Source organism: Paramylibacter ulvae (assembly GCF_014652655.1).
GTDB lineage: Bacteria > Pseudomonadota > Alphaproteobacteria > Rhodobacterales > Rhodobacteraceae > Amylibacter > Amylibacter ulvae.
The window spans coordinates 102211-123112 of sequence record NZ_BMZF01000008.1; the positions used below are offsets into that span (position 1 = coordinate 102211).

Here is a 20902-nt window from a genome sequence, read left to right on the forward strand (position 1 = left end):
AATGCTCGATAACCCGCTTTTTATGTATTGCTGGGGTGCCCCAAGATTGACTCTGAATCACAATTTGGCCTAAACAATAGAAAATTGATTGTAGTTACTAAATTATTCGGAGTTTCGATATGTTCTCTCGCACTGTATCTTTGACATGTGCCGCTGTTTTAATCAGCGCGACGTCAACTTTTGCCCAAGGTAAACCCGTTTGTGATGATGTTGCCAACGCTGAACCTGGTGTAAACTGTGTTCTTGTAAATAACGCAAGCAGTGGTGATTTAACAACGGCTGGTGGGCCAATTCTGGGCATTCTGCTTCTGTTGGGTTTAACTGGCGGCGGTGGTGGCGGCACAACTGGAACAACTGGAACCACAGGCACGACTGGTACGTCTGGCACTGGCGGCACCTAATCCAATCAAAATTATATCAAGGTTCAGCAATGTGTAGCTGAATAATCTTGTGTATCTATCAAAATGGCTTTGACCAACTGGTCAGAGCCATTTTTTATGCGATACAGTGGTCTCGAATATATTGTAGATCTGGCTCTATGAACAATTCAAACCAAGCGATCAAACCGCGTTAAGAGCTGACATTGTGATGCGCGATATGATTGGCCAATTTGCAAAGCGTTTGCCCGCCATATTCAACTGCGCCAAACCCGATAACCGTTGATCGGCGTTGTGGCGTGGGATGCATCTGGCGCAACGTGACAACCGTTTTTCCGTTGTCCTGTTCATCAAACGTAACAAGCAATCTATAACAATCTGGATCGTCATCAATGTCCGCCCCGTGTTTCGCCTCGATCAAACTCGGGGCTTCTATGCGTAAAAACTCCATTCGATTGGTAAAGCGAGTGCCATCCGATGCGACCATGTCAAATCGCCAGAACCCGCCTGGTTGGATATCAATTTCATGGGTTTCGATACGCAATCCATCGGGTCCGAACCATTGCACGATTTGTGTTGGATCGGCCCATGCGCCAAATACCGTATTGCGATCTGCATTGATGACACGCGCGATAACCACTTCACGATCCAAGGGCCAAGATGCCCAATCCGAGGTGTCTTTCTTGATTTGATCATTCATTTGATCTCTCTTTCTTCACCAATTTGCATACATGATTAACCAAGCGATTTTGCGTATTCTTCCAACTGGCTTGCGACCGTTCCCCAACCGTCAAAAAAACCCATATCTTCGTGGGATTGCCGAGCTTTAGGTGAGCGATGGCGTGCGGTGGCGGTATATGTGGTTGCACCCTTTCCATAATCTTCAAATTCAATAATTGCGGTCATGAACGGGTCGGCTGCGGGTTTCCATCCTTCGCTGTATGTGTCGGTGAAAACCAGTCGTTTTTTATCGACAACCTCTAAAAATACGCCATCGTTTTCCATGATATTCCCATCAACATTGAAAGTGGTGTTGAATTTGCCACCCACGCGCAGATCAATTTCACATTTATCAATCGCGTGCGGTTTGGGGATGAAAAAATTCTTGATGTGAAGCGGGGTTGTCCAACATTCCCACAAAATGGATCGTGGCGCATTGATGGTGCGGGTGAACGTTAGGTCGGTTTCTGGGTCAAGGATCATTTTTGCGTTCCTTCACAAGTTTCGTAACATAGTCATCAAGCTGATCAAGCCGCCCTTCCCAAATTTCGCTTTGTTCAGATAACCAATCTCTGGCCGGCATGAACGCATCTGGACTGAGCGCGCAAATCCGCGTGCGGCCCTGTTTTTCTGATGTAATCAGATGCGCCGCTTCCAGCTTTTTGAGGTGCTCCATAAACGACGGCAGCGCCATATCATGGGGTGCCGCCAATTCGCTGACGGATGCCGCACCACGTGCCAGACGTTGCAAGATCATGCGGCGCGTTGGATCACCAAGTGCCGCAAAAGAAAGGTCGAGGGTTGAATCAAACTTAGCCATATCCCTAACTATCACGCGCTTTGGTGCGAGTCAATAACATTAAGGTTATGACCTAACTATACTCAAGCTCTCCCCCGCATCCAATGTTTCAACATGCGCCTTCGGGCCAAACCTCGATCAAATCGTCATAATCAAAATGCGCCGTTGTCACCCAGTTGTAGTAATGAAAACTGGATCGGAATTATTTCTGTAGCGGCATTGGCAACTGACGGGTAAGCCATTCGGTTGCTTGGTATTGTGGAACGATCCCCAATGTGCTGGCGGCATGGGGCGAAAACACTGCGTTTATAGTGTAACACGCATTTGGCATGCTAAACGCGGCAAAGGCATCTGCCGATATCATATTGCCATCAATAACAATGCGCTTTCCTTCGGCGCGCCATTGATTGTATCGCAGAAATGTTTGGTTCACCGAACCACCATCCCCGCCCTTTAGTAACACCACATCGCGCCCCACATCGGCGCGGGTTGTGGCGCATCCTGAAATTGCTGCCATCAAACAGACAGCCGTCATTATTCGAAGACCTGAACGCAGGCCCCCATTATCATAGGTTTGCATAATTTTACCCTCACTTTTCACCCAAGATCAGGATGGCAACGGGTGGTTAGTGAGCGGTAAACGATATGCAAAAAGCCAACCGAAATGGCTGGCTTAATGATTAAGATTTAGTTTTGTTTTATCTGAAATCGTGCAGGGTTACGCGGTTTCTGCCCCCTGCCTTGCACGGCGATGCGACAGAACACCCACGGCCATAACCAAGGCCGCACCGATGATGTTATAGATCAGGTGGAGCGGATAAAACGCCCCCACCGCCCCCACAATCAACATGATGATGAACAGAATATTCAATGGCCCTTCGGCGTAATTTTGGATCAATGCGTTAAACGCATAAATGCCAAACAGCGCAAAAATACCGATCTGCATCACCTGCATGAAATCACCCGAAATAAGAGGTGTATATGCGAACATCAACGGAACGATATATAACCCCTTGGCGATTTTCCAAGATTGGAAACCAGTCGCCATTGGTTTTGATCCTGCAATGCCCGCGGCAGTGAATGCCGCCAAACACACGGGCGGGGTGACGTTGCTGTCTTGGCTGAGCCAGAAAATGATCAGATGCGCGGTTAACAGAAACACGGTCTGAACCTCTGGTGCGATCATCAATGGGCGCAATGTTATGGCGACCTCAAACGGGATGGCATCCATCAATTCGCCCGCGGCCTGTGGCGTTAACCCGGTGGCCAGATCGGCAACATGGGGGCTATCGACCAGCGCAAACATCGCCAGCTTCATCGGGTCGCTGACCCCTGCCACCAATTGTTCGGTGATTAAACCGTCGGCCATGATCCCCGCCAATGCAGGTGCTGTCAGGATGGCCAAAATGATATAGGCCGCCGTCACAGGCAACCCCATGCCCAACACCAATGACGCCAGTGCGATCAACAGAATGGCAATCACCAATGATCCTTGTGACCATTGCGCGATCATCAATGAAAATCCGTTGCCCACACCGCTGGTGACAATCGCGTTATTCATGATGCCAATTGCAACCAACAAAATACCCGTCATGATTGATGACTTAATCCCGATCAAAAACGCATCGGTAATGCGGCGATGATCCATCAGGATGGGTTGAAAATTTGCACGGTTCAAGATCTTGGCAACAATCCATGTCCCCCATGAAACAATCACCAATGCGGCAATCGCCCATGATGCGGCGTAACTGGGCGTAACGCCCGACATCAACAGCCAGATCATGACTGTTAATGGCAGAATAAATGTTAACCCACCTGATACTAGTTTGCCGTAATCAATCGCCAAATCTTGGCCATCGCCCACGTTGTATTTCACCGCCTCGATGCGCACGATAAATGCAACCGACAGGAAATATAAAACTGCCGGCATGATCGATACGGTGACAATGGTGGAATAGGGAATGGATGTATAACTGGCCATCACAAACGCCCCTGCCCCCATGATCGGTGGCATCAATTGCCCACCGGTGGATGATGCGGCCTCAACCCCAGCAGCAAAACGGGCGCGAAATCCGTTTGATTTCATCAAGGGAATGGTGATCACCCCTGTGGAAGCGGTATTGGCAATGGCGGACCCGCTGATAGTACCAGTAAGCGCGGATGATAAAACGGCGACAAATGCCGCGCCACCACGAATGCGCCCTGCCACCATCTTGGACAGTTCGATCACAAAGTCAGACGCACCCGATGCAACCAAAAAACCACCAAAAATCATGAATAACGTAATGTTGGTCGATGAAATGCTGGCCAAGATGCCAAACATGCCCTCGTCGTTAAACATGGTGCGAAACATCACATCGTTTAACGGCAGGCTGGCCGCGCGAAATACACCGGGCAGATAACCACCCAGAAACAGAATGTAGGACAGCGACAGGATCACCAAAATCGGAATGACCCAGCCCGAAACACGTCGCGATAAATCAAGCGCTGCGAAAATCAGGATAAACCCGGCAATCCAATCCAATGCTTGGAATTGCCATGCCTGCCCCGTCACCGCCAAGGTGCGTTCATAAAGCGCATCCTCTATCCCCGCCATCCAAAGCGCGGATGCAGCAACAATCAGGCCGTAAACAATATCAATTGCCAATGTTGTTGGCGTGTTTTTATACCCCGAAAACGGGCTGTGAATGACAGATGCTAAAAACGCAAAGCCTGCGAAATGGATTGCGTTTTGCCACAACCCTGGTTCGATCAGCCAGATATTGGTTAGGATATGCCAGACGCCGAACATGACAGCAAAGGCGGCAATAACAATGCTTGTTTTGCTTTCAAATGCGCCATCAATGGATAGCCAATGACCCCGCCCAATAATCTCGTGTTCGTTTTCTTCCATCATGTCCCCCTGCAAAATTGCGAAAAAGGGCAGCAAAGCGATGCCTTGCTACCCCTATAACGTCTCTGATTGGATTTAGTTTGCTGGCATCAAATGCGCAGGGATTTCCAAACCAACTTCTTGGTAATATTTTGCAGCACCCGCATGTAGTGGTACTGGCAAACCTGCCAGTGCTTTTTCCACGGCCATTGCCTTGGTTGCTGGGTGGATTGCTTGCAAAAAGCCAAGGTTTTCATACATGGTTTTGGTCAACAAATAAACGTGGTTTTCATCCACGGATGCGTTCACCGCCAAGAAGTTTGGCTGTGCGATTGTGTTCACGTCCTCTGCTTGGCCAGGGTATGTGCCCGCTGGAATGTTAAATGGAACCCACAATTTACGATCACCATCCATCGCCGCCAATTGTTCTTCGGTGACGTCCAAGATTTTGAACTTACCTTCATTGGATGCCATCAATTTTGTAATAGCACCTGTTGGCACACCCGATGGAATACCCGCAGCAACCGCTTGGCCATTGGACATTGCATCCGCGGTTGGGCCGTAACCTTGATAAATCAGCTCGTAATCGCTTTCGATATCAATGCCCAAGCCCGCCATTAAAACACCGTTTGACCCGATCGTGCCAGAGTTTTTGCTGCCCATGCCAACGGTCATACCTTTGATCGCCATCATATCGTCCATCGTACCCGATGCGGCCTTGTCAGCGGCAATTACAAACTGTTCCACATTTTGCCACAACATCGTTACCGAACGCACATTTGCCTGTGGCTCCGTAATCGGGCCTGTACCCGTTGCAGCGTATGATCCATACAGCCCTTGCAAAATTGCAAAATCAGCGGTGCCAGAACCCATTGCTTGCACGTTGGCTGCAGAGCCCGCAGAGTTAACCGCCGTGAGGCTAAACCCTTCGCTTGGCAACAATTTGATTTTTGATAATGTTGAAATAGCTGTGCCAACAGGGTGGTACGTGCCACCAGTTGATGCGGTGTTAAGTACGTAATCTTTGCTTTGCGCAAAAACGCTTGTGGCGCTGATCGCCAGTGTCACCACTGCGCCTGCAGCAAGTTTTGAAAACTTCGCCATAATTTCCTCCAGAAATATTATTCTCCCAATACCTGCGCGTGCAGGTTCGGATACCTTGGAACAATTGCAGCCAGATTCCAAACTTTTATTTGTTTTCAGATGGCATTGCCTATTATTTAGCCACTATCGCCGCGCGGTATAGCCAAACATCCAGCCGATAAACCCGCCCAAAACCGCACTGATGGCAACAATGCCAGAGCGGCGAAATTCAAACACATAGGACATGAATTTCAGTTCCACCACAGCGGCATTTTGCACGCCAAATGTGATAGCCCCAAGGATCACAATTGCCAGTGAAATCCATCTGATTTGTTTGATCAAACTACGCATTTTTATCCCCCATTTCGGTTGGCATTTTCACACCGCGCCCCGCAATCATGCCAAGCTTGGTACACAGGCGCAGCACATTCCAATAACTATCCTGAACGGCCGACTGCATCGGTTCATAGGGGTGAATATGGGGCAAAAACAAAATTTCGTCCAACGGTTGTTGTGGCGCATAATTCAACATGCCCGCCCCGTTGTTATCATCCAAACGGTCAAGCAAGATTAAATATAACGTCCCCCACATCCACGGTAGCGTGTTTAACTGCATCAACTGATTGTACACAGGTGTGCCAAGCGGGCTGTGTGCGGCAACCAAAACACTTGGTCCCACCTTGGCCCCGCCTAGTTTATATCCACAGATCTGGCCTGTGGTTGGCGATATGATATCCTGAACAAAACACGGTGCAGCATTGATTGGGCGCTGTATCATGTTTTTCTCCTTTGCAATTTGATGCTTTTGCATTGGAAAAATACCGCAGATAGATCTATATCTATAACTTTAAATAATTATGCTTGATGTGAGTATTGCTTATGTAATTGGGCTGGCGCATGAAACGGGTTTACCAAACATTTGGTTACGCTAAGCTATCCAAAACGTTGGGGGCATATGACACCGTTTCAGATTAATAACCGCGATGCGCGTTGGCTTTGGCTGACGGCCCAAGGGTTGGCCACGCCGCCCACGGGTGTGCTTGATGTGATGGGGATTATTCGCCAGCTTGGATTTGTGCAGCTTGATACAATTCGCGTGGTTGCGCGTGCGCATGATCATATCATTTGGTCGCGCAATCATAATTACCGTGAAGTGATGCTCAATAAATACCTTCAAAAACACCGCACGATTTTTGAACATTTCACCCATGATGCATCCGTTATCCCGATGGAATACCTGCCCTATTGGCAACGCCAGTTTCGCCGCCACAAGGAACGCATTGAATCGCGCAACTATTTTGCAAATATGCTGGATGCTGATGGCCGCGATGCGATCAAAGCACGTATCGCATCCGAAGGTCCCTTGTCCACCCACGCCTTTGATACCAAGGTTAAAGATAGATCCGTGATGTGGTCGCGCCCACCCCATAAACAGGCGTTGGATTATATGTGGTATTGCGGGGAACTGTCGACATCTCACCGTGAAAATTTCGCCAAATTCTATGATTTGGCGGAGAATATTTTTCCGCCTGATTTGTATGGTGCAAATCATTCCGATGATTATCAACTTGATTGGTTGCTGCGCAATGCACTGGATCGTTTGGGCTTTGCATCTTTTGGCGAAATTCAACGGTTTTGGGATGCCAGTAGCGCGGTTGAAACCCGCGCTTGGGCCAATGGTTCTGATTGCCACATGCCCGTCACGGTGCAATGCGCTGATGGATCCTGTGTTAATGCCATCGCGCCCTTGGATATTGAACAGCGCATCGCAACCCTATCAAAACCTACATCGCGTTTGCGTATCCTCAATCCGTTCGATCCCGTCATCCGTGATCGTGATCGCCTGAAACGATTGTTTGGGTTGGATTACCGCATTGAAATTTTTGTACCCGCCGCCAAACGCAAATGGGGCTATTACGTTTACCCCATCCTTGAATCAGATCGCTTTGTCGGGCGCATTGAATTAAAGGCAGATCGCAACGCGGGCTGTATCAATGTGATAAATTTTTGGCCAGAACCGCAGGTCAAATGGACAGATGCGCGTTGGCAAAAACTCCATAATGAATTGGCGCGCTTGGCGCGATTTATTGGGGTGGATGATGTGCATTGGCAACCGGGGCTGAATTAATCGGGTATGCAATTCTGACCCTCGCCGCATTGTCCAAAAATCAATACTGTTCCCAAATTGCAATGCGATCTGATTTTAACCGTTCAAATTCACGTATCGTCATGATTTGTTTTGCCGCACTTAAATCACCATCACAAGCGCGCAAACTGCGATGCCAAACCCGCAACGCCGATCGCGGCGACCACGGCAACGCCGCCTGAGCAAGCCATGATCGCAACGGTGCGGGCAATTGATCATAATCCGCCATTGGGTCGCCTTGTCTTTTGCGCCGCTTTAAACTTGTGCGGGTGTTGCCCCACCCCTGAACGCGGTTCATTGCGCTCATTCTGCGGCCTCGTTTGCACGACGCCACATTGGGAAAGGATCTGGGAACCTACCCCAATTTTGTGGTGCGTGGATTTGTGCATCATCAATCAATGCACTGTCCAATGTGCGGGTGATCCAATCTTGATCCATCCCCGTGCCGATAAAGACCAACTCTTGGCGACGATCACCAAAGGGTTCTTGCCAATGGCGCGCCATATACGCCACAGCATCGGAATGGGTGGGGTGCTTGTCTTTTGGTACGCTTGCCCACCATTGCCCCAATGGGCGCACGGTGCTTAACGCCCCTGCGAGCGAAAATTCTGCCAACCAATCGGGACGTGTCGCAATCCAAAAATGGCCTTTGGCGCGAATAACCCCCGCCAGTGGCCCGTTCAAAACATCGTGGATTTTTTGCGGGTGAAACGGTTTTCGCGCGCGATACACAAATGATGCCACACCGTATTCTTCGGTTTCGGGAATATGATCGGCAAAACCATACAGCTCTTTGGCCCATAATGGGTGATCCTGTGCGGTATCAAAATCAAACAGCCCTGTGTTGAAAATTTGATCTTGGGGCACCGCGCCAAAATCGGTTTCGATCAATTTCGCATCGGGGTTTAACGCGGTGATAATTTTGCGTGCAGCATCCAGTTTATGCCCCCCTGCCTCTGTGATTTTATTGAGGATAACCACATCGGCAAATTCGATTTGATCAACCAGCAAATCGACCAATGTGCGGTTGTCCTCATCACCCAAAACCTCGCCGCGATCGCGCAGGAAATCATGGCTGGAATAATCGTTCAACAGATTGACCGTATCAACAACCGTCACCATTGTATCAAGGCGCGCCACATCCGACAGGCTCACGCCATTTTCATCGCGAAAATCAAAGGTCGCGGCCACGGGCAGTGGCTCGGAAATGCCGGTGGATTCGATCAACAGATAATCAAACCGTCCCTGTGCCGCCAAACGTTTTACCTCTTGCAACAGATCATCGCGCAGGGTGCAACAAATACAACCATTAGTCATTTCCACCAGCTTTTCATCTGTGTGGCTCAGGTCGGCACCACCGTCGCGGATGATATCCGCGTCGATGTTAACCTCTGACATGTCATTCACAATAACCGCAACACGCCGTCCATCGCGATTATTCAGCACAGCATTCAAAAGCGTTGTTTTCCCTGCCCCAAGGAAACCAGACAACACGGTCACAGGCAGGCGTTGATCATTGGAATTCATAATTTTTTGACCTTATAAAAGTGGGTTATCGCGGCGCCAATTTGATGTAGACGCCGCGACGGGTGTGATTAATGCATCTGTTCGACAATTTGATCTGGCGATAAATCGGCGGGATAATACGTAGGCCAATTTGTCAATTCGCTGAGCAATGCGGTGCGATCATCGCCCCAATACAGATGGTAGTGATCGGAAATCGCAGGGGCGATGCGATGGTCGCTAAATTGGAAAAACGCTGGGGCATCGGCATCGCCAGCCACCTTTTTGAACACATACCGCACACCGCGGCTTCCAGAGTCATATGTCAGAACCTCGTACCCGTCGTTTTCATATTGGCCTTGCACAGGACCTGTCGCGCGAAAAAATGTTGCGGTGTCGCCTTCAAACAAAATTCGGTTCACATCGGTTTCATAACCCGTGGTGTAATACGCTTTGTATTCATCGAATGTCTTGTCGCCATTTTCGGCCTTGTGGCGCATCACTTCATCCAATGACCCATCGCGCAACAGCGGGTAAACCGATTGCCAATCCCCTGCCCAATCGGACAGTTCGCGTGGCTTGATCTGATCGTCGTTAAAGAGACCTTTGTAGATGTCTTCATCATTGTGATCATGGCTGTGCTTATGATCATGTGTTTTCGTTTTTTCGGCTTTTTCTTGCGCAACAAGCGGCATGTTCACCGCAATAAGTGCACCCAGAGCAAGGGCGCAGATGTGTTTCACGCGTGTCGATTGCATTTGAATTCTCCATTGAATGGTTCGAACTATTTTTGATTCGTTATGTTATATCATAACAAAAATAGCAAGTAACCCAATCATGGAAAAACAACAACGGCTGTTTTGAAATACTGCGACAATGCGCAACGTCTGTTATTTTACCCCTGCCACCACATTCACCACATCCACATACACCAACTGATCACCTTGAACGAACGCGGCAAGGCGTTGCTCAACATCTTCGATCAGTGCTTCTTGTTGCGATGTGGCAAGGCTTTGAAACGCGCCTGCAATTGGCATTGATCCCAGATGAAGTGGCACAAATTCGCGCGCCAATGGCACTTTGATTGCCAATTCTTGGCGTATGACTTCAACATCCCGAAACCCTGCATCACGCAAATGCGCAATCAATTCATCCGCTGATGGCGTTTCGCGTTGGCTGCGTTGTTTGGCGGCGATTTGAGGCGAAATATGGGTTTCGACAGCGGCGCATAACGCTTGGGTATAAGGGCTATGCCCATCCCAAATTGACATCGCAATGCGCCCCGATGGGGCAAGCAGGCGATGAAATTCAGCCAATGCTGCGGGCTGATCTGGGAAATAATGATATCCATGTTGGGATATAATCGCATCAAAATCATTTGATCTGAACGCGGTGCCAACAACATCGCTCTCTATCCATTCAATATCCATATCAGGGGCAAGGGTGCGCGCCTTTTCAATCATGCCCGCGTTGATATCCAACCCAACAAAGCGCCCATCACCAACATCACGTTTGGCAATGCGTGTGGTCACACCTGTGCCACAGGCAACATCCAAAACACGTTCACCAGATTGCAGCGCAACCTGCGCTAACAATGCTTTGGCCCAGCGTTCAAACCACAATGGCACCATCGTATTTTCATAAATTTCTGGGCCGCTCCCAGTAAGCTGAAATGACATGCGTGATCCCCTATATGTGATCAACAATTCCAAAAACCTACGTTAACTGTATCATTTCCGTCAAGTTAACGCCAATTTCACCCGTATTTTCACTTGTGCCTATCAATTTAATCTTTTGATAGGTATAAGTGTGCCAAGCAAAAACAGAAAGTGATAGGCATGACCCCCCTCAGCAGCATCGCAACCAGTGCATATACCGATCTTGTGCGCCTGTTAAAAGACGATGCAATGTCGGGTGTCAAAGGCAAGCCAACCTTGAAAAAACGTGGCGACAAGGCATATTGGTACGCCGCGCGCCGCGTTGGGGTGGATATGCGATTTTTCTATATCGGCGAAGACAATGACGAAATCCGCGCCCGCATTGATAGCATTGAAGAGCTGCGCAAAACCGCAAAGGAACGACAGGCAAAACGTGCGCGTCTGGTGCGATTGCTACGGGCTGAGGGCATGACACCAACTGATCGCGCCACGGGGTCGATCCTGTCCGCGATGGCGGATGCGGGAACATTCCGTCTTGGGGGTACAATCGTTGGCACAAATGCATTTCGCCTGTACGAGGGCGAACTTGGCATTCGTCTGCCTTTGGGGGGGATGGCGAACACCGGCGATATCGACATCGCCCAATTCGAAAAGCTGAGCGTTGCATTGCAAGATCAGGTTGAACCAGCGCTGGCCGAAACATTCTCGGCCTTGAAATTCACACCGTTGCCTGGGATGGATGCCCGCCGCACGTGGCGTTGGGAACAGGGGGGCAGCGGACAGTTGGTTGAATTCCTGACCCCGGCATTTGGTGATGAAACGGTGCGTGAATTGCCCGCATTGGGTGTGGATGCACAGGCGTTGAACTACCTCAATTTCTTGATCGCCGAACCGATCCATGCGGCGGCGATATATCGCGCGGGTATCTTGGTACAGGTGCCCCGCCCCGAACGCTATGCCATCCACAAATTGATTGTCGCGGATCGCCGCCGCGATGGTGATGGGAGCCTAAAATCAGCCAAGGATCGCGAACAGGCCGCGTTTTTGATCGCAACAATGGCGCAGGATCGCCCAGATGATTTGGCCCATGCTTATGCGCAGGCCACAGAGGTTGGCCCACGATGGCGCGACCATATCGCAAATTCGCTCAACCGAATGCCAGAGACGAAAAAAATCTTGGACAATCTGTGATCGGATGGTTCAGCCACCAACCCGCAGATATTCAATTTCGGGCGATATCCATTGTTTTGATCGCGCCACGCTATTGGTGCCTGGGATGATGAAATACAGATTGTCATAGCTATATTTTTCATTGCGGCAATTTTCATCAATCGCTATCAAACGTTGTTTTTGCGCCCCTGCCCCATATTCATCAACACCGCGATTGATGCGGATACAGCGAAACACCATGGTTTCAATTTCACGTTCACCGTTCAGGAATTTATGCACGCGTGTATGGGCATCAATGTCGCTCAATAAATTGAATGTGGTTTGGGTGAACGCCGCCAAATCTTGACCAAAGCCTTGGGTTTGCACAATTACACCAGAACGCAATGTAATCGTTTGGCGCGTGGTGGTGGTATAGCTGCGATAACCGTTGTTATCGGCAATCGCCACCATGTCGCTCTGCCCATCGGTATTGGGGCGGCGCACACGGATCACATCGCGGTTTTTCCCGGCCAGTTGATCAATGGATTGCATGGTGTCGGGCGCTAATACTACGGGTGCAGGGCGCAATGCATCGAACCCCGTTGCCTTGGCAATTTTTTCGCCAGTGGGGCCAGAACAGGCGGTGATGAATATCAGAGCAATGATCGCAAATATCTGTTTCATCGCGCAAACCTTCCCCAGCTATTGCGCAGCTCTGTGCGATCAACGCCGCTGACAATAGGATATAATCGGTTTGGCACATTCACCCGCGCCCCGCCATCACGTACGATGGGTTGGATCAACAGGTTATATTTGTTGCGATGGGGTTGCCCGGTGAACCACGACAATGGAATGGTTGCCCGCAACCCTTTGTCAAAACTGCCTTCGCCAAAATCATCAAAACCAACATCCGTCAGGGTGAAATATCCCCCAACGCGCCAGCCATTTTTGAAAACGCGATCAACCGAAAGCGTACCCCCCCAATCACGCGCCAAATACCGCCCGACATCCAACTGGCTTTGAAATCCATTGCCCATGTTCCAATAAACGGACGCATGACCTGTCACGGTTTCATAATCGCGAAACGATAATAGCTGATCAAATTCACGTTGCTTGACCCAATTGATTTCCGCACCAACCGCAAAATCGCTTGCGACGGGTTTATATAAAATTTCTGCCGACAGGCCGCCATACATGGGTTCCAATATGCCCGCGGTGACACGCCCATAAATATCAGGCGACAGTTTGAACAAATAATCCGCAGTTAAACGATCAATGGTTGGATCACTTTGTGCTTGGTATTTGTTCAAATCGGTGCGTACACGGGGCAGCACGGAATCTGAATCGCGGGTGGTATGGTGAATATTCCCGTAAATGCGTTTGGACACCGACCCGTTCAGGCTCAGCCCCGGCGCAATATCCAAATGCGCATACCCACGCAGGCGCAGATCAACGCGCACTGGATTGTCTGGGTCAAACAGGCTGGTCGCGATATAGGGCGCGAAACCTGCGGAAAATTTTGGGTAATATCCATCGGCAAAGGTCAGATCCCCCTGCCCCACATCGCTTGGTTCTATCTGTGCCCGCACATACGATTTCCATGCGCCATCTGAATCAAACTGCAACTGTTCCAAATCGCGCCGTTGCAGGCGTGTGGTGGATACTGGCAAACCCTGCTCTAAAACCGTGATTTCAAATTCGCTCACGCTGTCGGGCATCACATGGGTCATCGCACGCGCCGCGCGCCCGATTGCCTGTGCGGGTGCATCGAACCGATCGTTGCGAATGCGCAGATGCGCTCGCCCTGCGTTCACGCTCAATGCTTCCACCGTAATCGCGTCGGTTTTCATCAATGCGTTCAGCTTTGATATCGCGGCTTGGTTCGCGTCATGGTCGAAACTTGCGCCATTCGCAATCGCAGGTTTGCTCAGCGCTTGCACATATGTGGCGCCCGCATCGCGCAACACCACCGTGCAATTTGCACCACCTGCGTTATTTTCAAAAATCACCAAATCAACCACACCCGCCTGTGCATCCAATTCGCGGGCCATTGCGGGGCCGCAATTGTCGCGAATGCGCGCGATGCGCACACCGCTCGGGGATTGAGTGATTTCGGCGGCGGGGATTGCGTCCGTGTATCCGGCCTGTGCGGATTGCCCATCAATCACATCGCCAAAAATCGCGCGGCGCTGATCGAATTGCCCATTGCGCACGCGGATTGGCAATGGTGCTTCTTCACGCCCAATGGCGCGGGGTTTGCGCGGATCGATGCTCGTGGAAAACCGCAAGCCGACCTCGGTGCCACCAATCACATTCATCGCCAAGGTGCTACCTGATTTGAAATGATATTCTGCGGCGAAATTCAACGGGGTTTTGTGTTCAAAATATCCAACATTCGCCGCATTTTCATTTGCGTAATCATCGGAACTATATTCCGCTTTTAACACCAAACCACGCACGGCTTGTGGCGCCCATTCAACCCCTGCGAATGCGGCCGCGGGTCCACGAAACCAAACATCGGCCTGTGGGCGCCCGCTGATTTCATCAGTGGACAGGGTGCTGGGGCGGGTATCCGCGCCAAACGGGTTTGAAAAACTGTTATAACTGCCAAGCCGCCCCCAGCCCAAACCAGCGGTCACGCGCAAATTGGGGCGTAGGGTTTTTGTGGCGGCGATATATTCGCCCGAAAAAATCCCAGTGCCTGCGAAATCTTGCAACCCAATCGCAACCGCGGGGCGATACTCACCTTCGAACATCAACTGATAGCGCAAATCAAAGCTGCGATCATAATATTCAGGGCGTACATAACTCCCGACGCCGGGGATAAAATCAGGCACAAATGAATAGCGAAACGATCCCGCCAAACGCGGAGTGATTTGAAATGTTGCGGTGTTGCGCAATGACTTGTTGAATAACGAACTGGTCGCGGAAATCGTGCCCTCTGGCATGGATTGCCCCGACGGCATGTCAATCAAACCCGCATTGCCATAATTATTGAGCGTGACAGGTGCGCCTGATTGTGCGCTGGCCATGGGTGCGATTGTTAGCGCGGCAAACATGGTCGCGAAATGCGACAAGCTGGGAAAGGATTTTGTGATAAAGCGGCGCAAAAGACGATCCTGTATCTAACAATCTAAATTCATAAAACATTAACTCACATCCCCATGCCTCAGATTTTGTAAAAATGCCAGTGTCTTGCGTCGATTCGCAAATAAATGGTGTGGATGGGGGGTAAATACATGTGTTTTCGCGCAAAATCGCGCGATTTTCGCAAAAATAGCGCCAGATTCCCGCCAAACCACATGATATGGTGAAAAAACGCTTGCTCGAATCCCTTTTACCCTGCATTTAATTACGCTAATAAAAGAATAAAACGATTGTTACCGTAACAACGGTGATGGCAAAACGGCAGTAATTCATTCCAATAAGGCGCAAAGCCACGGAATAACAGGCAGGGACAGTGTAATGGCAAAAGGCCAAACGCGCATCGATGTATTGGTCGGTGAACACGCAGAAAAATTATCCGAACGCTTACAAGCGCATCGTGAACAATTGTTTCCACCAAATGCCACCAAAGAATTGCGCAAATTCACCAGCGGCGAGGCCGCCGATTTAATCGGTGTCAAAGATGCCTATCTGCGCAAACTTGATCTGGACGGCAAAGGCCCAAGCCCCGAAATCCGTACAGGTGGGCGGCGCTATTATTCCCCACAAGACATCCAAGAATTACGTGAATTTCTGGAAAAGGGTGCAAAAACACCCGGCACATACCTGCCAGGGCGGCGCGATGGCGATCATCTTCAGGTGATCACCGTGATCAATTTCAAGGGTGGTTCGGGCAAAACCACTACATCCGCGCATCTGGCGCAAAAGGCGGCACTCGATGGGTATCGCGTGTTGGCCGTTGATCTTGATCCACAAGCCAGTTTTTCCGCCCTTCACGGGTTTCAGCCCGAATTCGATCTGTTGGATGGGGGCACGTTATACGATGCCATTCGTTATGATGATCCCGTCCCATTGAAAACAATCATTCGCAAAACCTATTTCCCAAATTTGGATATCATTCCGGGCAATTTGGATTTGATGGAATTTGAACATGAAACCCCTGCCGCCTTGGCGCGCAAGGATGGCACGCTATTTTTCACCCGCGTGGACGAGGTTTTGGCATCCGTCCAAGACGATTACGATCTGGTGGTGATTGATTGCCCACCACAGCTTGGCTTTTTGACCATGTCTGCCCTGTCGGCAGCCACCGCCGTGTTGGTCACGGTGCATCCACAGATGTTGGATGTGATGTCGATGTGCCAGTTCTTGTTGATGACATCAAACCTCCTTGGCGTCGTCGCCGATGCGGGGGGCGATATGTCTTATGATTGGTTGCGTTATGTGGTGACGCGGTATGAACCGGGCGATGGGCCGCAAAATCAGATGGTTTCATTCATGCGCTCGATGTTTGGCGATCATGTTTTGAACCATACTGTGTTGAAATCAACGGCAATTTCCGATGCGGGGATTACCAAACAAACGCTTTACGAGGTTGAAAAAAACCAATTCACCCGCGCTACATATGAACGCGCAATGGAAAGTTTGAACGCCGTCAATGGCGAAATCGAGGATTTGATCCAGCAAGCATGGGGACGATAAAATGGCACGTAAAAATCTGTTACAAGGATTGATGGACGACCAGCCCGCAAAAGCGGCGCCAAAGGACGACGCGCCAGATGAAACATCCAATGCTGATGCTGTCAATAAACCGGCATCGCCAACCCCTGCCCGATCACGCTATACCAAAGGTGCAATTGGTGCGGTCAGCCAATCAATTGCTGATCTCAAGTCCAGATCGGTCAGTGATATTGACCCATTCTTGATTGATGCGGGCGGTGTGCAAGACCGGCTTGATTATGTCGAAGATGAACATCATGCTTTGATGGAATCTATTCGCGATTATGGTCAGCAAGTGCCCGTGCTTGTGCGCCCTCACCCCGATGATCCCGATCGCTATCAAATCGTTTATGGCCGCCGCCGTGTGCTTGCGCTTCGTGATCTTGGCCTCAATGTTAAGGCCATGATACGTGATCTAGATGATGATGCGTTGATCATGGCCCAGGGTCAGGAAAACACCGCACGTAAGGATCTTAGCTTTATTGAAAAGGCAAACTTTGCCCGCCAAATGCAAGACGGTGGTTATGCGCGCAAAACCATGTGCGATGCGCTTCATATCGATAAAACCGTGATTTCACGGATGTTATCCATCGTTGAACGCCTGCCTGTAGAGGTGATCGAACGCATTGGTGCCGCACCAAATGTGGGGCGTGATCGCTGGCTTGCGCTCGCCAATGCTTTTGAGGCACGCGAATATGATGCAAACGAAGCGATTTCTGTGATCAATTTTTCAGGTGCGGAAACCTCGGACAAACGGTTTGATGCGTTGTTTCAAATGCTCACCCGCGATCAAGGCGCAAAACAGCCGCGCAAACAGCCAAGCACCCGCACCCCTCTTAAAACCACCGAAGGTTTGCAAATTGGCGAGGCCTCTTGGGGCAATGGCAAAATGACCATGACGATGAACAACGAATTAACCGACGGTTTTGATGAATGGTTGGTTGAACATATTTCCGAAATTCACGCGCGCTGGAAAGCGAACGCTGAATAAACCGAGCATTAACAAAAACAAAAAACAGGAGCACGAATTCGACGAAACCAAAGAAAAAGCCCATCAGAATGTAACATCCTAACAGGCCTATTCGGTGTTGTAGCATCTCCGACTTAGCGCAAATTGTTGACAGCTGTCAACTACTGTCGATTCCGACGGGCGAAAAAGTTTTGTCTCGTGAAAAAAAATATGCAGATTATTTCAACGACGCCCTTTGGGCAGCGGCCGGTATCGGCTGATCTGATCGAAAATCAGATGCTGGCTACGCGCGAATCCGATGTCGCGCATTTTGATAAATGGGAATTGTTTCGTGAACTATGCGTGGCACGTCTGTCCTATGGTCTATCTGATCGGGATATGGCTGTTCTGAACGCCCTGCTCAGCTTTCATCAGGGGCGCAATTTGTCCGATAATGACAATCTGGTGGTCTTTCCATCCAACAAAGCGTTGTCAGAACGCGCCCACGGCATGGCAGAAAGCACCCTACGCCGCCATTTAGCCGCGCTGACGGGCGCTGGCGTTATCTTGCGCCATGATAGCCCTAACGGCAAACGATACGCGGCCAAGGACGCCTCTGGTGATATTACCCGTGCTTTTGGCTTTAATCTACGCCCCCTGCTCATTCGTGCGACGGAAATCACCGATCGCGCCCGCGAAACCCGCGCAGCAGCAGAAACATACCGCCGCGTACGCGAAGAATGCAGCGTGATGTTGCGCGACGCTACGAAGCTGGCTGAATACGGCGCAGAGGAATACGCAAAACACGACTGGGAGAGCATTCAGAGCCTGACCACGGAATACGCAAAGGTCTTGCGCCGCAAATTGGCGTTCGATTTACTGAACGATCTTCGCCGCAAATTGGCTGCGCTGACGGGTGTTATTCACGATATGTTGGGTATGGGCAAAACATCAAAAACAAATAAAATGAGCGGCAGCGACAACAATAATGAGCGTCACTATCAGAATTCAAATAAAGACTCTTATGATTTTGAACCTTCCTTAGATAAGGAAAAGGCGGACGGGCAGCATCCAGAAATTGAAACGCTGGATAAACATCGAGAGCGCAGCGAAAAGTTAAACCCGCAAGCACCCAAATTACCGTTACCCCTGGTTTTGAAAACATGTGGAGAAATCCAGAACTATGCCAAAGATGGGGTGAACAATTGGTATGACTTTGTCGCCACGGCGCATTTTGTTCGATCAATGATGGGGATCAGTCCTGATGCTTGGGGCAAAGCACAAATTGCGATGGGTGTGGAAAACGCGGCAATTGTTTTGGCCTGTATGTTAGAAAAAATCACCGAAATTCACAGCCCAGGTGGATATCTGCGTGCTCTTACCCAAAAAGCCGAAGACGGCGCATTTTCACCCGGACCCATGGTTATGGCCTTGTTGAATGGTGGTGATAAAAATGTTGCCTGATGAAAGAGTTGACAGCTGTCAACTTTGCAATCCGTGCCAATTCTCACTGTTTAGAAGTTCTGTGATTTTTGGTTTAGGAAAATATCGGGTTTTGAACTAACAATGGGATATGAGATTCTTATGCGCAATTTTTCTGCGCACGAACGAGCGATGAATTTAAATATTTTAAGGAATTGAATAATGAAAATAGCAATGATTGGCACGGGATATGTGGGGTTGGTATCTGGTGTTTGCTTTTCCGATTTTGGACATGATGTCGTTTGTGTTGACAAGGATCCAAGCAAGATCGAACGTTTGAACGCTGGTGATATCGTAATTTATGAACCCGGGCTTCGTGACATTATGGAACGATCCGTGAAATCTGGGCGATTGAAATTCACCACAGAACTCAAAGATGCGGTTTTGGATGCCGATGCGGTTTTCATCGCTGTGGGTACACCAACGCGTCGCGGTGATGGGCATGCGGATGTAAGTTACGTGATGGCGGCGGCAAAAGAGATTGCACAGATTGCCAAGGATTATTTGGTGGTGGTCACCAAATCCACAGTTCCCGTTGGCACCAATCGCAAGGTGAAAGAGGTGATTAAAGAAACGCGGCCAGATTTGGAATTTGATGTGGTGTCAAACCCTGAATTCATGCGCGAGGGTGCCGCGATCGAGGATTTCATGAAACCTGATCGTGTGGTGGTTGGCGTTGAATCGGATCGCGCGGCAGGTGTGATGTCTGATATTTATCGCCCGCTTTATTTGCGTGATTTCCCAATTCTGCGGACCGATTTAGAAAGTGCGGAGATGATAAAATATGCCGCAAACGCGTTTTTGGCCACGAAAATCACATTTATCAACGAAATCGCGGCATTATGCGAAAAAACCGGTGCCGATGTGAAAAAAGTCGCGCATGGCATGGGGCTTGATGGGCGTATCGGGAACAAGTTTTTACATGCGGGTCCAGGCTATGGTGGGTCGTGTTTTCCCAAAGATACCAAGGCCTTAGCCAGAATCGGCCAAGAACATGCGGTGCCGATGCAGATCACTGAAACGGTGATCAAAGTGAATGAAGAAATCAAACGCCGAATGATCGAAAAAATTCGCGATTTGTGTGATGGTAGCTTTCGTAACAAGAAAATCGCCGTGATGGGCGTAACTTTTAAGCCAAATACCGATGATATGCGCGATGCGCCGTCGTTAACAATTGTTCCAGCCTTGGTTGGTGGTGGTGCGAATGTGCATGTGGTTGATCCACAAGGGCGCAATGAAGGCGAAGAGCTGTTACCCCATGTTGAATGGCACTTGGATGCTTATGAATGCGTCAAAGATTCAGATTTGATTGTGATCCTGACCCAATGGAACGAATTTCGCGCACTTGACCTGAGCCGTTTAGCCACAAGCATGAAGACCGCCAAGATGGCCGACCTGCGCAATATTTATAACCGCGATGACGTATTTTCTGCGGGATTTGTTGAATATGAATCAATAGGTCGCTAAAGGTACGCCCAATAGCGGGATATTTCCGCAAATTT

General features: G+C 49.7%; 21 protein-coding genes. 7 read left to right on the top strand and 14 right to left on the bottom strand.

The genetic code is table 11. The annotated features are described in order from the left end of the window. Positions 1–119 precede the first annotated feature (119 nt). Positions 120–401: a hypothetical protein gene (locus tag IE094_RS12980; protein ID WP_189641137.1), complete on the top strand. Its 282-nt coding sequence runs from the start codon at positions 120–122 to the stop codon at positions 399–401. Between the two features lie 169 nt (positions 402–570). On the opposite strand, the gene IE094_RS12985 is transcribed toward IE094_RS12980, so the two are convergent. The 8 genes from IE094_RS12985 to IE094_RS13020 form a co-directional block, all read right to left on the bottom strand. Continuing rightward, a complete protein-coding gene (locus IE094_RS12985; RefSeq protein ID WP_189641138.1) occupies positions 571–1077 on the bottom strand; it encodes an SRPBCC family protein in 507 nt (168 codons plus the stop codon). 35 nt (positions 1078–1112) lie between these two features. Then, positions 1113–1580 carry an SRPBCC family protein gene (locus IE094_RS12990; RefSeq protein ID WP_189641139.1) on the bottom strand — a complete coding sequence of 156 codons (468 nt, stop codon included), beginning with the start codon at positions 1578–1580 and terminating at the stop codon, positions 1113–1115. Then, the gene (locus tag IE094_RS12995; RefSeq protein ID WP_189641140.1) at positions 1570–1917 is read right to left on the bottom strand and encodes an ArsR/SmtB family transcription factor; all 348 of its coding nucleotides are present in this window, start codon (positions 1915–1917) and stop codon (positions 1570–1572) included. The genes IE094_RS12990 and IE094_RS12995 overlap by 11 nt, the downstream gene beginning before the upstream one ends. 181 nt (positions 1918–2098) lie before the next feature. Next, complete coding sequence (locus IE094_RS13000) at positions 2099–2476, bottom strand: lipocalin-like domain-containing protein (protein ID WP_189641141.1); 378 nt, start codon at positions 2474–2476, stop codon at positions 2099–2101. A gap of 138 nt (positions 2477–2614) precedes the next feature. Next, positions 2615–4792 carry a TRAP transporter permease gene (locus IE094_RS13005; protein WP_229802332.1) on the bottom strand — a complete coding sequence of 726 codons (2178 nt, stop codon included), beginning with the start codon at positions 4790–4792 and terminating at the stop codon, positions 2615–2617. A 72-nt stretch (positions 4793–4864) separates the two neighbouring features. After that, positions 4865–5872, bottom strand: coding sequence for a TAXI family TRAP transporter solute-binding subunit (locus IE094_RS13010; RefSeq protein ID WP_189641142.1), 1008 nt, complete (start codon positions 5870–5872; stop codon positions 4865–4867). Between the two features lie 123 nt (positions 5873–5995). Beyond that, complete coding sequence (locus IE094_RS13015; RefSeq protein ID WP_189641143.1) at positions 5996–6202, bottom strand: LapA family protein; 207 nt, start codon at positions 6200–6202, stop codon at positions 5996–5998. After that, entirely contained in the window at positions 6195–6629 is a 435-nt protein-coding gene (locus IE094_RS13020; RefSeq protein ID WP_189641144.1) for a hypothetical protein, read from the bottom strand. Before IE094_RS13020 ends, IE094_RS13015 begins: the two co-directional genes overlap by 8 nt. A gap of 177 nt (positions 6630–6806) precedes the next feature. Here IE094_RS13020 and IE094_RS13025 point away from each other — a divergent pair, with 177 nt between their 5' ends. Continuing rightward, positions 6807–7979: a winged helix-turn-helix domain-containing protein gene (locus IE094_RS13025; protein ID WP_189641145.1), complete on the top strand. Its 1173-nt coding sequence runs from the start codon at positions 6807–6809 to the stop codon at positions 7977–7979. A gap of 40 nt (positions 7980–8019) precedes the next feature. Here IE094_RS13025 and IE094_RS13030 read toward each other — a convergent pair whose 3' ends face one another. From IE094_RS13030 to IE094_RS13045, 4 genes are all read right to left on the bottom strand, one after another. After that, complete coding sequence (locus IE094_RS13030; protein WP_308429223.1) at positions 8020–8304, bottom strand: DUF6525 family protein; 285 nt, start codon at positions 8302–8304, stop codon at positions 8020–8022. Then, positions 8301–9524, bottom strand: a complete 1224-nt coding sequence (gene zigA / locus IE094_RS13035; RefSeq protein WP_189641146.1) for a zinc metallochaperone GTPase ZigA — start codon at positions 9522–9524, stop codon at positions 8301–8303. Before zigA ends, IE094_RS13030 begins: the two co-directional genes overlap by 4 nt. Before the next feature lie 68 nt (positions 9525–9592). Next, positions 9593–10258, bottom strand: coding sequence for a ZinT family metal-binding protein (locus IE094_RS13040; protein ID WP_189641147.1), 666 nt, complete (start codon positions 10256–10258; stop codon positions 9593–9595). Positions 10259–10390: 132 nt separating this feature from the next. After that, complete coding sequence (locus IE094_RS13045) at positions 10391–11179, bottom strand: class I SAM-dependent methyltransferase (protein ID WP_189641148.1); 789 nt, start codon at positions 11177–11179, stop codon at positions 10391–10393. Between the two features lie 159 nt (positions 11180–11338). On the opposite strand from IE094_RS13045, the gene IE094_RS13050 reads away from it, so the two are divergent. Next, positions 11339–12349, top strand: coding sequence for a nucleotidyltransferase family protein (locus tag IE094_RS13050; protein WP_189641149.1), 1011 nt, complete (start codon positions 11339–11341; stop codon positions 12347–12349). A gap of 9 nt (positions 12350–12358) precedes the next feature. Here the strand turns inward: IE094_RS13050 and IE094_RS13055 are convergent, their stop codons facing one another. Together IE094_RS13055 and IE094_RS13060 are read right to left on the bottom strand one after the other, a co-directional pair. Further along, positions 12359–12991, bottom strand: coding sequence for a YjbF family lipoprotein (locus tag IE094_RS13055; RefSeq protein ID WP_189641150.1), 633 nt, complete (start codon positions 12989–12991; stop codon positions 12359–12361). After that, positions 12988–15417: a YjbH domain-containing protein gene (locus IE094_RS13060; RefSeq protein ID WP_189641151.1), complete on the bottom strand. Its 2430-nt coding sequence runs from the start codon at positions 15415–15417 to the stop codon at positions 12988–12990. The genes IE094_RS13055 and IE094_RS13060 overlap by 4 nt, the downstream gene beginning before the upstream one ends. Positions 15418–15772: 355 nt before the next feature. Here IE094_RS13060 and repA point away from each other — a divergent pair, with 355 nt between their 5' ends. The 4 genes from repA to IE094_RS13080 all read left to right on the top strand — a co-directional run bounded on the left by repA (position 15773) and on the right by IE094_RS13080 (position 20867). Next, positions 15773–16951, top strand: a complete 1179-nt coding sequence (gene repA / locus IE094_RS13065) for a plasmid partitioning protein RepA (RefSeq protein ID WP_189641152.1) — start codon at positions 15773–15775, stop codon at positions 16949–16951. 1 nt (position 16952) lies between these two features. Continuing rightward, positions 16953–17960: a plasmid partitioning protein RepB gene (repB, locus tag IE094_RS13070; RefSeq protein ID WP_189641153.1), complete on the top strand. Its 1008-nt coding sequence runs from the start codon at positions 16953–16955 to the stop codon at positions 17958–17960. A 189-nt stretch (positions 17961–18149) separates the two neighbouring features. Beyond that, complete coding sequence (gene repC, locus IE094_RS13075; RefSeq protein ID WP_229802333.1) at positions 18150–19382, top strand: plasmid replication protein RepC; 1233 nt, start codon at positions 18150–18152, stop codon at positions 19380–19382. Between the two features lie 180 nt (positions 19383–19562). Beyond that, a complete protein-coding gene (locus IE094_RS13080; RefSeq protein WP_189641155.1) occupies positions 19563–20867 on the top strand; it encodes a UDP-glucose dehydrogenase family protein in 1305 nt (434 codons plus the stop codon). Positions 20868–20902: the final 35 nt, after the last annotated feature.